Origin of the sequence: Streptomyces sp. 2P-4 (assembly GCF_030167965.1) — a bacterium.
Classification (GTDB): Bacteria; Actinomycetota; Actinomycetes; order Streptomycetales; family Streptomycetaceae; genus Streptomyces; species Streptomyces globosus_A.
This window is the reverse complement of record NZ_CP095011.1, coordinates 363,809-376,724: the sequence shown is the minus strand read 5'-3', so window position 1 is coordinate 376,724 and position 12,916 is coordinate 363,809. Positions and strand designations below refer to the sequence as shown.

The window sequence follows — 12,916 nt, the reverse complement described above, 5'->3', positions numbered from 1 at the left end:
CCGCGCGGCGCTCATCGCCGGGCCCCTGGGCGATGCCCGAGCTTGACCCATTTCGCGGTGCTCGGAACGCCCTTCGCGTCGAGGAGGAAGAGCATGTAGTAGCCGGGCGGGGCGTCCGCCGCGCTCGGCGGCGTCCGCAGCTCCACCGCTCCGGAGCGCACCGCCGTGATCGCCGGCTCCAGGTGGCGCTGGCTCGTGTTCACCGCGTGCGTGACCGTGGTCGGCGCGAGCAGTACGGCCCGCCGGACGGCCGCCGCCGTGGACGTCGCCGCCTCGAACCTCTCCCCGTAGCCCAGTTCGCGCCCCGGCACGCCGTCGAGGGCGGGCCGGCCGCCGCCCTGGTGGAGGTAGGCGGGCTCGTACAGCTCGATGCTGCCGTCCATGCCGTCCGTGATGTCGGGGTCGTTGGCGATCTGCTGGAGCTCGTCGCCGGTGACCAGCACCCGCCCGTCGGGCAGGACCAGGGCGTTGGAGTGGTAGCCGCGCGGCAGCCGCTGCGCCGGGCCGAGCCGCCACCTGCCGCGGGTGTCCCGCAGCTCGACCTGCCGGTACTTCAGGTCCGCCTGCGGGTTGAACGGGCCGTGGCCGTAGTCCCGGGTGCTCAGGGCGCCGTTGACGGTGAGGAGCGTGCCGTCGGGCAGGATCAGGGTGTCGTCCTGGGTGCGGCCGAAGGCGCGGGGCTCCTCTGTGGTCCACCGGCGGCCGGTGAGCCGGTAGGTGTTCGGGTCCCGCGGGTCGCCGCCGAGGACGAGGACGGAGTCGGGGCCGCGCAGCCCCGCCGGCAGCGGCACGGCGGAGCCGTACCCGCGGAAGTCGGCCGGCCGCCGCGGCAGGTCGGCCCGGGTCTCCCGCACGGGGTCGAACAGCCACTGCTGGTCGGCGTCCCGGCCGAGGCCGTAGACCATTCCGTCGCGCAGCGAGAACAGGTGCGGGTAGTCGTTGCGGAACGGCGCGTCCACCCGCAGCCGCTCCGCAGCCAGGCCGACGGGGATCTCGTACGGCATCCAGGGCACCGGGTGGCGCAGCGCGGGGAAGCGCTCCACCACCGGCGTCGGGGTGCCCGTACCCCGCTCGGACTGGCCGGACACGATGATCTGCCGGCCGTCCGGCACGGTCACCACCGACGGGTACCAGCGGCCGACCGCCATGTCCGCGTTGCGGAACCAGGTCTCGGTCCACGGGTCGAAAACGAACGACAGGCGGGCGCCGCTGCCGCCCTTCCCTCCGGCGTTGCCGCCGAAGACGCCGACCATCCCGTTCGGCAGGAACGCGTGGCCCGCGCAGAAGAACGGCGCGGGGCGCGGGGCGAAGGTGCCGTCCGGCATCAGGACGGTCGGCGGTTCCACCTTCCGGAACGCCCCCGCCCCCGTCCCGCGCGCCGGGTCCCACAGGTAGGCGCGGCCGGCATTCGTCCTGCCGATCCGGTCGGTGGGGCCCGTCTCCTTCGTCGGATCGGCCTCCACCCGCTCGAAGGAGAACAGCAGCACCTTCCCGGTGGGCAGCAGGGCGGCGTGCACGCCGAAGTCGGGGGAGGGGAAGAACTCGGCGAAGCGGCCGAAGCGGGCCGCGGCGAACGCGGCGTTCGTCCCGCGCTGCGAGGCCGTGAGGGAGGCGAGGCTCGCGGTCCGCTTCGCCTGGGGGTAGCCCTTGGCGCCGGCTGCCGCCGAGCGGCGCCCGGCATGCGCCCGGGCGTGCTCCTCGCCGAGTACGGCGGCCTCCGCCGGGTCCGCATCCGCCCGGGGCCCGGCGGCGCCGTCCGCGTGCGCGGCGGCCGCCGGCAGGGCGGAGGCCGCCGTGGCGAGGGGCGCCTGCGCGAGGGCGGCCGCCAGGGCCGCGGCGACCCGGAGCGCGGTGGTCAGGCGTGCGGAGCGACCGCGACCCGGCATGGGCCCTCCTCCCGGGAGCGAAAGCGCCCAGAATAGGAGGAACTGCCCGCCCGGCTCGGCCGGGGCGCGTCGTTGCGGGCCGAACGGGGTGCCGAGTGGGGCCGTTCAGCGGTGGCAGCCGCCCTGAAGAAACGTTCCACCGGTGAACCGGGTCACCCGGAAGGGTGGGGTGCCGTACCCGGTGGTGACGGCCGCCCCCGCCCGGCGGCTATCCATGGCGACGTGATCAAGCCACTTCGCACCGCACTGACCATCGCCGCCGTGACCGGAAGCCTGGTCGCCTTCTCGCCCTCGGCGGGGGCGACCGCCACGGCGCCGCCCACCGGCAAGGTGACGGTCGACGTCGCCACCGTCAACGGCTCGGGCTGCCGCCCCGGCACCGCCACCGTCGCCGTCGCCCCCGACAACTCCGCCTTCACCGTCACCTACAGCGACTACCTGGCCCAGGCCGGGGCCGACGTCCCCGTCACCGAGGGCCGCAAGAACTGCCTCCTCTCCCTCGTCGTCAACGTCCCGCAGGGCTTCACCTATGCGGTGTCGAAGGTCGACTACCGCGGCTTCGGCAGCCTCGCGGAAGGCGCCATCGGCACCCAGAAGGCCAGCTACTACTTCCAGGGCATGAGCCAGACCATGTCCCGCAGCCACCAGTTCCACGGCGCCCTCGACGACAACTGGCAGGTCACCGACACCACCGGCATCGAGGCGCTCGTCTTCGCCCCCTGCGGCGAGAAGCGCAACTTCAACATCAACACCGAACTGCGCGCCGAGGTCGGCACCTCGGACAAGACCCAGGTCAGCTACATGACCGTGGACTCCACCGACGGCAGCCTCAACACCGTCTACCACTTCTCCTGGAAGGAGTGCCCGGCCCGCTGAGCCGGGCCACCGCCCGACCCGGGCGGCAGGCCGCCCGGCCTGCCGCCCTTCCCCCCGCCCGCCGACCGGCCCCGCCGGGGGACGCCTACGGGAGGGCCTGGCGGAGTTTCGCGTGGAGGTCGGCGGCCAGCTCGGACTTCGACGGCGGCTTCGCGGACTGCAGACGGCCCAGTTCCGCCGCGAACGTCTGTGTGAACGCACCGTAGAGAGGGGTGCGGGGCCGCTGCACGGCCTTCTGGAGCGCAGGCAGCAGTGTGCCGTGCGCGTACTCGGGCCGGCCCTGCCCGTCGCGCGGCATCCGGTCGGTGCTTTCCTTCGAAGCCGGCGCGGGCGGCGCCCCGGAGCCCTTGAGAAGCTTGCACTCGAGGCCGTCGTGGTCGTAGGCGGAGCGCCGGGTCGCGGCGAATCCGGCGTTCAGCAGGCAGCGTTCGCTGCCCGCGTCGGTGAGATAGCGGACGAGTTCCACCGCGGCGTTGGCCCGCTTCGAAGCGGTCGTCACTGCCAGGTTCTGCCCGCCCAGCACAGCCCGCCCGGGCAGTGGGGCGACACCGAGCTGCTCCGGCGTCAGCGACTGGTGGAGCGCGCCGTAGGCGTAGGGCCAGTGGCGCAGGAACGCGGTGCGGCCGCGCGCGAAGTCGTTGAGGGAGTCCGCCTCGTCGGACCGGGCGGAGTCAGGGAGGGTGTACGCGGCCTGGGTCCTGTTGCGCAGCTCGTCCACCCCCGCCTCCAGCATCTTGGGCGTGCCGCTGTAGCGGCCGGCGCCGTCCGTGAGGCGCAGGCCGTCCACCGCGGAGGCGAACGCCTCGATCCCGTTGACGGTGAGGCCCTCGTACGAGGCGTCGAGCTGCGCCGTCCACCCCTTCTCGTACGCCTGCGCGGGCTTGCGGTCCGCCGCGCCGAGGGCCTCGGTGAGCTGCTGCACCACGGACCAGTGGGTGTCCTTGCCGAGTTCGGGGTCCGTCACGCCGGCGCTCTTGAGGTAGTCGCGGCGGTAGTACAGCAGCCCGACGTCGCTGTTGAAGGGGACGGCGTACACCTGGTCGCCCCATTTTGCGGTCGCGGCCACGGACGGGATGACGTCCTGGTCGTCGACCAGGTCGCCGGGCAGCTCCCGGACGAGGTCGGCGGCCGCGAACTCGGGCACCCATGTCACGTCCAGGTTGACGACGTCGTACTCGGCGCTGCCGGACTGGAGCGCGCCGAGAAGCTGGCTGCGCTGCTGGTCGGCGGAGCCGGGCAGGTCGACGATGCGGGCCCGCCAGCGGGTGCCGGCGGCCGCCTGCTTCTTGTTCCAGTCCTCCACGAGCTGCCGGCGGATGCCGCCCCTGCCGGTGACGTCGACCCCGCTGGCGAGGACGATGTCGCCTCCCGTGTCCGCGGCGTGGGACGCTCCGGACCCGCTGCCCGCGGCGGCGCCGCCGGACCCGCTGTCCGGGGCGGCGTCGCACGCGGGGGCCAGGAGCAGTGCCAGCAGTGCGGCGAGCACGCCGCCGGGCCGGCGCCGCCCGCCGCGCGGCGTGCGCGTGCGGCGTGCGCCCGCCGGGCGGGCGGCTGTCCCCGGGCCGTTCCTCATGCCTCGTCCCCCGTTCCGGTCCTGGCGACCTCTTCCCGCAGCCGGGTGACGAGGTCCCCCCTGGTGTCCAGGCAGCGTCCGCCGCTCGCCTCGGCGAGGGCCGCGGCCGGCTTCTCCGGGTCGCAGACGCCGTCCAGGAGGGCCATGACCACGGGGACGCCCTTCGTCCGGGCCGACTGGAGCAGGCCGTCCAGGCGCCCGGACTCGGCGAGGCGGCCGTTGTCCTCGCCGTCGGTGAGGAACACCACCAGCTGCGGGCGGTGGTCGTCGGTGCCGCGCCGGGCCATCTCGTCCACGGCGGCCGTCAGCGCCCGGTACGGGTCCGCCTCCAGGTCCAGGACGGGAGCGGCGGCCACGGCGCGCTGGGAGTCCGCGCGCTGCGCGTGCCTGCCGAAGGGGAGCACCTCGGTGTGGTGGCGGCCGGTGCGGGGGTCGCTGGCGACCCCCCACACGCCGTAGTCGTCGTTCCCGCCGAGCCCCGCCAGGGACTGGGAGATGATGCCGGGCGCGCCGCCCGCCCCGGTCCACAGTTCGCCCATGGAGCCGGAGGAGTCCAGCAGGAACAGCACCCGGCCGGGCCCGTTGGCCTCCCGGTAGCCCTTGAGCGCGGCGGCCATGGCGGCCGGGGACGCGGGGCCGGCGAGTGTGCCCGGATCCTCCAGGGCGCCGAACGCGCTGAACGCGGCCTTGTCGTCCGTGTCGCCGCCCTTCCCGGCTCCGTCCGCGCCGAGCGGGGGGTGGTTGGCGGCGGAGCTGCGGAACCCGTCCTGCCCGAACACGGCGAGCCCGCCTTTCCCGGCGCCCTGCCCGTTGCCGGTGAGCCAGTCGTGGAACCGCCGCACCGCGTCGTCGCGCTGGTCGGCTTTCCGGCTTGCGCCCACCCAGCGGACCCGGACGAACGTGGGGGCGAGCCCCGGCACGTCCGCGGGGTAGGCGGCCATCCGCCGGGCCCGCGTCGTGCTGTCGCAGCCCACGCCGGTCCTGAGCAGGAACTCCGGGACGAGGGCGGCGGTCCGTTCGTCCACCGCGTCGTCGTCGGGCAGCGTGCACAGCAGGTCCACGCCGGTCCGGGCGGGCGGCCCGGCCTGCGCCACCGCCCGCTCGGCCGCGGCCGGGTCGTCCTGATCGGGGCCGTGGAGGGCGACCGTGGCGAGGAGGCCCGCGTCGGTGTGCTCGGGGTCCGTGCGGCGCACCTCGGCCCCGGGGTCCCGCTGCCGCAGGGCCGCCGTGAGTGCGGCGAGGCGGCCCGTACGGTCGCGCAGGGCCTCGCCGGAGAGGTTCTGCGGGACGGCGAGGACGACGGGCGAGTACGCGAAGGGCGCCGGGTCGGCCGTCAGCTCGGCGTACGCGGACTCGTCCGCGGGGGGCCGGGCCCGCTCGACGTCGGCGGGCGAGGCGGGGATCCAGATGTCGGGCTGGGGGCCGATGTCGCGCTGAGGGTTGTTCTCCTCGCCGGCGGGCCGCAGCCAGGGGCCGGACTGGCGGCCGAACGCGGTGATGACGGCGGCGGATCCGGCACTGTAGACGGTGATGCCGGAGCGGCGGCAGCCTTCCGCGGTCCTGTTGCCGGCGGAGGCGAGATAGGCCTCGGCCGCCTTGCGGACGGTGGGCTCCAGGTCGGGGTCGGTGAGCAGCCGCAGCTCCAGCGGGGGGCGGCACGGCGGCCGGTCGGCGCCGCCGAAGTATGCGAGGCCGGCGAAGACGAGGGAGAGCGCGGCGGCGGGGATCCCGACGAGCGTCGCGAGCCGCCGCGGATCGAACGCCCACCCCGCGGCCCGCCCGCCGGAACCCCTTCCGCCGCCGGTCGCCCCGGAGCCGCTTCCGCTGCCGGTGCTGCTGTCCTCGCCGGGCATGCCGGAGCCGGCCCCTTCGTCTGCAGTGCCGTGGTGGCGTCCGCCGCCGGGCGTGCCGGCACCGCTGCCTGCGCCGAGTGTGCCGGCAGTGTTCCCTCCGCCGACTGCACCGGGGGAGTTCGGCCCGCCGGGCCCGGTGCGGCTTGCGGCGCCGTCGGTGCCGGCCGAGCCGCCGGCGACCTGCGCTCCGCCGGTGCCGTCGGGACCGGCCGTGCCGCCGGAGGCGGGCGCGGAGTCGGGCGTGTCCGGTCCGGTCGGGCCGCCCGTGGGCGGGGTGTCGCTGTCCGGGCCGGCTCCGGGGCCCGACGGTTTGCCGGCGCCGTGCGTCTCGGTGCCCGTGGGCGGGGGCACGGGTAAGCGCGGCGGACGCCGTGCGGCGACGGCCAGGAGGACGTCGGCGCCCGAGGTCGCCGGGCGGCTCTGCGGCTCCCACGGCTCGGGCGGTTCCCGCAGGGTGGTGTGGTGGGCCGACATGTGGGCCCGGAGCCGGTCGGCGAGCCCGGCGAAGGTGACCTCTCCGCCCCGCCCCCGCAGTCCGCGCTCCAGCAGCTCCACCAGCCGGGCGGTGAACGGCGTGGGCGTGTCGTCGTCGCCGGCGTCGATGCGGTTGTTGGCCTGGACGCTCATCAGCAGCGAGGTGCGCCGCCGCTGCGGCGTGCCGAGCGCGTCCCACGCCGCCGCCGCGTTGCCCGCGTAGCAGCAGTCGAGGACGACCACCACGTGTTCCGCCCGCGCCGCGGACAGCACGGCCAGGACCCCCTTCCACGGCGCGGCGCCGAGGAAGACGCTCTCGGCGCCGGGGACGACGGTCGCCCGGCGCATCTGGAGCCACAGCCCGTCGCCCGTGCTGGGGACGGCCCCGTGCCCCGAGAAGTAGAGCAGCAGCAGCCCTTCGGCTTCGGCGGCAGCCGTGTACAGCTCGCGGTCGAACTCGTCGACGTTGCGGGGCCGGGAGACGGTGACCCCGTCCGGGCCGAACACCCCTCCCGCGCGGAGCACCCGCTCCAGTTCGGTGAGGTTGTGCGCGACCGCCGGGAGGTCCCCGGACACCCCTGCCGGGTGCTTCGGCTGCTTGAAGGCGTACTCGGGCACGCCGACGAGCAGCGCGCGATTCACCTTCCCGCGCGGGTCGAAGCGCGCCACCGGGCTATCTCCCGTCATTCTCCGGGGCGACCTCGACCTCCGGGGGCTCGCCGCGCTCGACGGCGCGGCGGTTCTCCCGCCATGCGCGGACCCCGCTCTTCACCTGCTCGTAGACCTCGTCGAACAGCTTCGTCGCGGCCGCGCCGACGAGCACGAGCACGATGTCCATCGCGGCACCCATGGGGCTGCTGTCCGGATCCTGCACCGACGGCTGCTCGCGGATCTCCAACCGCCCGCCGTTCCTCAGCACTTCGAGCCGGTGCTCCCGCTCCAGCCACGCCTTCAGGGCCGCGACGTCCGCGTCGTTCGCGCCCCGGACCATGCGTACCCGGATGGTGTTGTTCGCCAAAGCTCCCCCCTCAGCCACAACTCCTCATGATGTCACGCGGGTTGGCGCCAGGGGAGGGTTGTGCACGATCGGGTGACCGAGGACCAGGACGAGGAACGACGGTGTCCGCGACAGCTTGCCGTACCTGTCGCCGAACTCCTCCCGCCGGGCCGGGTCGGCCCGCGGCTCGTACAGCTCGCGCAGGCCCAGTCCGGCGCGGTGCACGTCGGCGGGCATCGCGCCGAGTGGGCGGCGGAAGAACCGGACGACGGGCGCGGGCGGCGGAAGCCCGTCCACTTGTCCGTCAGGTCCTCCATGCGGAAACAGTCGCCGCTGGGGGACATGGCGAAGTCGTCGAGCGGCTGGTGGCGGTCAGCCGTCCGCCCGCGCAGCCGGCCTCCGGCACCGTGCGGCCGGCGAGCGGCGGGCACGCGGCCTGTACGGCGGGCCGGTCCAGCAGCGTGTTGTGGACGCTGTCCGTGCTGCCCCGGTCGTACCGGACCGCGAAGACCTCGTAACCGCCGTCGTGCGCCATGGCGTTCCCCCTCGTCTCCCGCGCCCACGTACCGCGGAGCGGCGGCCCCGCGGGCCCGTCAGCGCGGGCCCGGGCCGCCGGGGAGGGGGTCGCGGGCCAGGAGGTCCGCCATGGCCGCGGGCAGCGGCGGGCCGTCCAGTGCGGGCCGGCCCGGCCCCCGGGCGGCCGCCCACAGCACGCGCGGGCCGAACAGCGTGCCGACCCCGGACCGAAGCGTCATGACCTGGGTCAGGGCGCGGGTGACGGTGTGGTCCCCGGTCGCGGTGTGCACGAGGCGGCCCACGTACCGGTTGGCGATCCGGTCGACCGCGCCGGCCGACCTGCCCCGGCAGCCGGGCAGGCCGATGTCAGCGCCGGTTGCCAGCAGCCAGGCGGCGGTGCCCGGCGCGGCGAGCGCGCGCTGCGCCCGCCGGGTGAACCCGGGCCCGCCGGCGCCTTCGGCCCGGGCCGCGGCGTCCCGCAGGGCGAGCGCCCCGAGGGCGGCCACCGACATGCCGTGCCCGTAGACGGGGTTGAGGGCGCAGGCGGCGTCGCCCAGCACCAGGAACCCCTCGGGCATCCGCCGGTGTTCGTAGCGGTGGCGCCGGTTGGCGGTGGCCCGCGTGACGATGACGTCGGAGAGGGGCTCGGCGCGCGCGAGGAGGTCCGCGGCGAGCGGGCTGCGCAGCCGCCGGGCGAACGGCTCGAAGTCCTCGTTCGCCCCGGTCGGGTTGGCGCCTCGGCTGCCGGAGAGGCTGACGAGCCATTCGTCGTTCTCGACGGGCAGGATCGCCGCGTACCGGGCCGGCCCGCCCGCCCCGGACTCCGGCTGGATGGTGACGACGGGCCACCCCCGCGTCGGCAGGGGCGCCCGGTACCGGCGGGTGGCGTAGGCGACGCCGGGGTCGACGACCTCGGGCGCGGGCGACGGCAGCCCCAGCCCGGCCAGCCAGCGCGGCGTACGGGAGCCCCGGCCGGTGGCGTCTACCGTCAACGCCGCGGCGATGTCGGTGTGCGTCCCGTCGGCGTGCCGTACCCGGGCCCCGCGCACCCGGGCGGCGCTGCCGAGCAGCGACACCGCCTCCGCCCCGTGCAGCAGGCGCACCCGGGGGAGGTCCAGGAGCCGGGAGCGCACGGCCGCGTCGATGAGGGGGCGGCTCGCGGCGATCAGGAAGTGCGACGCGGGCCACAGCCGGTACCAGCCCGCGGGGGACAGGGCGACCATCGCCGCCGGGACCGGCACGCGGTTCGCGCCGGCCGCGAGCCACCGCGCGCACGTCCCCGGCAGCAGCTCCTCGATGGCCTCGGCGCCGCCCGACCACAGCATGTGCGCGTGCCGTGCCTGCGGCAGGCCCCGGCGCGGCGCGCCCGCGGTCCCCGGGGCCGGTGGGCCGTCGCGTTCGACGACGAGGACCTCGTCCGCGTACGGGGCCAGCGCGGCCGCGGCGAGCATGCCGGCGAGCCCGCCGCCGAGCACGAGCGCGGTCTGCGGTCCGGGGGTGCCCGGCCGGCGCGGGCGGCCGGAGCTTGGGGAGGCGGGCATCCTGCTCAGCCGCTCTCGGGGACGCGGGCCCGCAGCGGCCGCCGGGGGCGCGGCGCGGTGCCGAGCCGGGCGAAGTGCACGCCGAGCAGGCCCAGTTCCTCGTACCCGGCGGCGACGGGGTACGGGCTCCGGGGGGCCGGGCCGGCCGGGGCGGGCGCACCCTCCTCCGTGCGGCCGGCGGCCCGGGCCCGGAGCGCGGCGCGCACCAGGGCGGCCTCCGCGGCGGTGCGGGCCTGCGCCGCGGAGTGGCCGGCCGCCTCGGCCTGCCGCTCCAGCAGGGGGCGGCTCGCCTCGTCCATGTACGGGGCGAGGTCGTGGATGCCGTCCGCGACCTGGGTGGCCCGCTGCGTCGCCCGCATCGCGATCGGGGACCACAGGGGCAGCCGCATCGTCGTGAACCGGGCGTCCGGATGGTCCTGCAGGGCCCGCCACAGCGGGTACATGCGGCGGTGCGCGCGCCAGGCACGCCAGGACTCCTCCAGGCGGGGCCCGGCGAGCGGCATGAGGAACCCGCAGGCGCCCAGGCCGGCGCCGATGCCGGCGGCGGGCGGGGCGGCGGTCGTGCTGAGGACGTCCAGGTCGGCGCCGAGCCAGCGGGCGGCGAGTGCGGTCCCCTTCAGGACGCCGAAGGCGAGGTTGAAGCTGAACGCGGTGACGAGGGTCAGCAGGCCGTTCCTGACCCAGCCGCGGTCGAGTTCGCGCGCCCAGCGCAGGCAGGTGCGGGTGACGACCAGCGCGGCCCCGGTGTGGGCCGCCAGGTACACGGCGATCAGCTCGCGGATGAACGGCGTGCGCGCATAGTGGGTGTCGAAGTCCTGCCGGCGCTCCACCGGTGCGTCACCGAGGGCGAACAGGACGGCGAGGACGGTGATGACGGCGGCGGTGCCGCCGATCCAGCCGAGCGCCTGCCGGCGCTGCGCCCGCGCCGGGCCGCCGCGCCAGTGCAGGATCAGCACCAGGGAGGCACAGGAGAACGAGACGACGAGCGAGTAGACGAGCGGCGCGCCGGCGTTCGGCACGCCGGTCCAGCGGTTGACGCGTTCGACGACGGGCGGCGCGGCGAAGAACCAGCTGCTCGCGCCCGTCGCGATCAGCGCGCAGACGGAGCGGACCATCGGGGAGCGCCAGCCGCGCAGCAGGGCGGGCAGTTTCACCGCGAGGGCCAGGGCCATGGCGGTCGCCGGTATGAAGTAGTCGCTGCCTCGCATCATCGGACGCCACGGTGTCCGGGGGAGGCCGGGGCGGGCGCAGGGTCCGGTTCCGGACAGGTGGCTGCGGCGGTGTCCATGGTCTCGGCGAGCCTTCCGTACCCGTCTCTCAACGACCCTCCAGGCGATGGGTGCAGGGGGCGTTCGGGCTGCCGGCACGCTCCTGCGACCTGCAATACCAATAGATCACGGATCGGATCGCTCACGCAATCGAGTGTCGGCAGGTGGACCGGGAGCCGCCGGGCCGGGCCGGGCGGGAACGCCTGACTTCCGGCGGCTGCCGGTGGTTCCGGGGGAAATGCCGTCCTTTGTTGCGTGGTTGGGGTGGCCGAAACCAGCCGATGTGCCGAACGGGGCCCGTGGCGGACCCCGTTCGGCGGCGGATGGCCGGTCAGACTCCGGCGGGCGCCGGGTCGGCAGCGTCCTGGCCCGCGGGGGCTGCGGCCGGGACGCGGTCGCCGTCCGCGCCGTCCTGCGCGGGCTGCGGGATGCGGTGCAGGCCGCGCCGGTCGTACAGGCGGGTCGCGCCGAAGCCGAAGGCCAGGGCGCCGGCCAGGGCGAGGCCCATGGAGGCCCAGGCGCGGGCCAGGCCGGCGTCGGCCTGGGCGTCGAAGTACAGCAGGGAGCGCAGGCCGCCGGTCAGCTGCCGCAGCGGCTCGAACTCCGACAGCGTGCGGAAGAAGCCGGGCAGCGCCTCCAGCGGCACGGTCGCACCGGAGGAGGGGACGGCCATCGCGATGAAGACGATCGTCGAGACCAGCATGCCGGGCGTGCCGAACGCGGCGAGGAGGGCCAGTCCGCTGACGCCGACCACGGCGATGGTGCCGACCGAGTACAGCCACAGCAGGCCGAGGTGGGAGGCGTCCATGTCGAGCAGGCCGACCGTCGTCGCCTCCACGAGCGAGCCCATGACCACGGACAGGCCGAGCATGAGCGCGGTGGAGATGCCGAGGGTGCGGACGCGGCTGGTGTGGCGGACGGGGGTCCGGCGGCGGAAGGGGCCGAAGTCGGTGTGGAGGTAGCCGAGGGCGTTGTCGACCTGGGAGTGGATGACGTTGGCGCCGAGCATGCCGCACACGAGCAGGACGAGCGCGTAGTAGAAGGCGCTCAGGCCCATCGCGCTGCGTTCGCCGAGGGGGTGCCCGTCGGCGACCTCCACGGCCACCGGGTCGGCCAGCATCAGCCTGGCGGCCGGCGGCAGCTGGGCCCGGTCGGCCGTCCGGCCGCCGTCGGCCTTGGCGAGGAGGTCCTTGCCGAGCTGGGCGGACGCCGTGTGGGCGGCCTTCTGGGTGGCCTGCGAGGCCATGGAGGAGCCGAAGCTGCCGGCTGCCTGGTTCGTCAGCACCGTCAGCTTCGGGCGGGCCGGCTGCGGCTGCGCCTGGCCCTGGCCCTGCGGCTGGGCCTGCGTCTGGCCCTGGGCCTGTGCCTGGCCCTGTGCCTGGCCCTTGCTCTGGGCGGTCTGCCCCTGCCCGCCCGGCGCCGCGGCCGGCTGCCCGGGGGCGGCGAGGCCGGAGACGGCCGCGGTGAAGTCCGGCGGCACGACGAGCGCGCCGTACAGCTTGCCCTGGCCGAGCCGCCTGTCGGCCTCCTGCCGGGTCAGGACCTGCCAGTCGATGCTGCCGTCCTTCCCCGCCGACGTGCGGATCCCGGAGACGACCTGCTCCCCGAGGTTGGTCCGCTTGCCGCCGCCCGCGTCCGCTCCGCGGTCTTCGTTGACCAGGGCGACCGGGAGGTCGCGCAGGTTGCCCTTGGGGTCGACGTTGCCGCCGACGTAGAGCAGGGCGAACAGGGTGGAGACGACGGCGAGGATGAGTCCCGAGCCGATCCACAGCCGCGGGCTGCGGAGCACGGAGGGCGGTGAGGAGGTCATGGAGGCTCCCGGGGGGCGTGCCGGCAGAAAGCTGGATATCTGAGGTATCCAGCACTAGATAGTTGCACTATCTTGGAGGGGTGTCCAATCGGCCCGGCGGAGTCCGGCCGCACCAGAGCGAG

At 75.7% G+C, this 12,916-nt stretch carries 10 protein-coding genes; 1 reads left to right on the top strand and 9 read right to left on the bottom strand.

Annotated elements, in window-relative coordinates; genetic code table 11:
• Window positions 1-11: 11 nt before the first annotated feature.
• Window positions 12-1,886 carry a galactose oxidase early set domain-containing protein gene (locus MUK52_RS01750; protein ID WP_114055586.1) on the bottom strand — a complete coding sequence of 625 codons (1,875 nt, stop codon included), beginning with the start codon at window positions 1,884-1,886 and terminating at the stop codon, window positions 12-14.
• Between the two features lie 222 nt (window positions 1,887-2,108).
• Here MUK52_RS01750 and MUK52_RS01745 point away from each other — a divergent pair, with 222 nt between their 5' ends.
• Window positions 2,109-2,762: a DUF4360 domain-containing protein gene (locus tag MUK52_RS01745; protein ID WP_114055587.1), complete on the top strand. Its 654-nt coding sequence runs from the start codon at window positions 2,109-2,111 to the stop codon at window positions 2,760-2,762.
• Between the two features lie 85 nt (window positions 2,763-2,847).
• Here MUK52_RS01745 and MUK52_RS01740 read toward each other — a convergent pair whose 3' ends face one another.
• The 8 genes from MUK52_RS01740 to MUK52_RS01705 form a co-directional block, all read right to left on the bottom strand.
• Window positions 2,848-4,335, bottom strand: coding sequence for an extracellular solute-binding protein (locus MUK52_RS01740; protein WP_284574298.1), 1,488 nt, complete (start codon window positions 4,333-4,335; stop codon window positions 2,848-2,850).
• Window positions 4,332-7,349 carry a vWA domain-containing protein gene (locus MUK52_RS01735; RefSeq protein ID WP_284574297.1) on the bottom strand — a complete coding sequence of 1,006 codons (3,018 nt, stop codon included), beginning with the start codon at window positions 7,347-7,349 and terminating at the stop codon, window positions 4,332-4,334. Before MUK52_RS01735 ends, MUK52_RS01740 begins: the two co-directional genes overlap by 4 nt.
• A complete protein-coding gene (locus MUK52_RS01730) occupies window positions 7,336-7,680 on the bottom strand; it encodes a hypothetical protein (RefSeq protein WP_114055590.1) in 345 nt (114 codons plus the stop codon). Before MUK52_RS01730 ends, MUK52_RS01735 begins: the two co-directional genes overlap by 14 nt.
• Before the next feature lie 24 nt (window positions 7,681-7,704).
• Window positions 7,705-7,956 (bottom strand): hypothetical protein, encoded by a 252-nt coding sequence (locus MUK52_RS01725; protein ID WP_114055591.1) that lies wholly within the window; start codon window positions 7,954-7,956, stop codon window positions 7,705-7,707.
• 7 nt (window positions 7,957-7,963) lie between these two features.
• The gene (locus MUK52_RS01720) at window positions 7,964-8,194 is read right to left on the bottom strand and encodes a hypothetical protein (RefSeq protein ID WP_162793197.1); all 231 of its coding nucleotides are present in this window, start codon (window positions 8,192-8,194) and stop codon (window positions 7,964-7,966) included.
• 58 nt (window positions 8,195-8,252) lie between these two features.
• Window positions 8,253-9,716 (bottom strand): pyridine nucleotide-disulfide oxidoreductase, encoded by a 1,464-nt coding sequence (locus tag MUK52_RS01715; RefSeq protein WP_114055592.1) that lies wholly within the window; start codon window positions 9,714-9,716, stop codon window positions 8,253-8,255.
• Between the two features lie 5 nt (window positions 9,717-9,721).
• On the bottom strand, window positions 9,722-10,927 hold the full coding sequence (locus MUK52_RS01710; protein WP_114055593.1) for an MAB_1171c family putative transporter: 1,206 nt from the start codon (window positions 10,925-10,927) through the stop codon (window positions 9,722-9,724).
• A gap of 388 nt (window positions 10,928-11,315) precedes the next feature.
• Complete coding sequence (locus tag MUK52_RS01705; RefSeq protein ID WP_284574294.1) at window positions 11,316-12,794, bottom strand: DUF3533 domain-containing protein; 1,479 nt, start codon at window positions 12,792-12,794, stop codon at window positions 11,316-11,318.
• Window positions 12,795-12,916 lie beyond the last annotated feature (122 nt).

Excerpts from the sequence above, each read along its gene's own strand:
- MUK52_RS01750 (WP_114055586.1), bottom strand. The coding sequence starts at position 1,886 with ATGCCGGGTCGCGGTCGCTCCGCACGCCTGACCACCGCGCTCCGGGTC.
- MUK52_RS01740 (WP_284574298.1), bottom strand. The coding sequence starts at position 4,335 with ATGAGGAACGGCCCGGGGACAGCCGCCCGCCCGGCGGGCGCACGCCGC.
- MUK52_RS01735 (WP_284574297.1), bottom strand. The coding sequence starts at position 7,349 with ATGACGGGAGATAGCCCGGTGGCGCGCTTCGACCCGCGCGGGAAGGTG.
- MUK52_RS01720 (WP_162793197.1), bottom strand. The coding sequence starts at position 8,194 with ATGGCGCACGACGGCGGTTACGAGGTCTTCGCGGTCCGGTACGACCGG.
- MUK52_RS01715 (WP_114055592.1), bottom strand. The coding sequence starts at position 9,716 with ATGCCCGCCTCCCCAAGCTCCGGCCGCCCGCGCCGGCCGGGCACCCCC.
- MUK52_RS01710 (WP_114055593.1), bottom strand. The coding sequence starts at position 10,927 with ATGATGCGAGGCAGCGACTACTTCATACCGGCGACCGCCATGGCCCTG.
- MUK52_RS01705 (WP_284574294.1), bottom strand. The coding sequence starts at position 12,794 with ATGACCTCCTCACCGCCCTCCGTGCTCCGCAGCCCGCGGCTGTGGATC.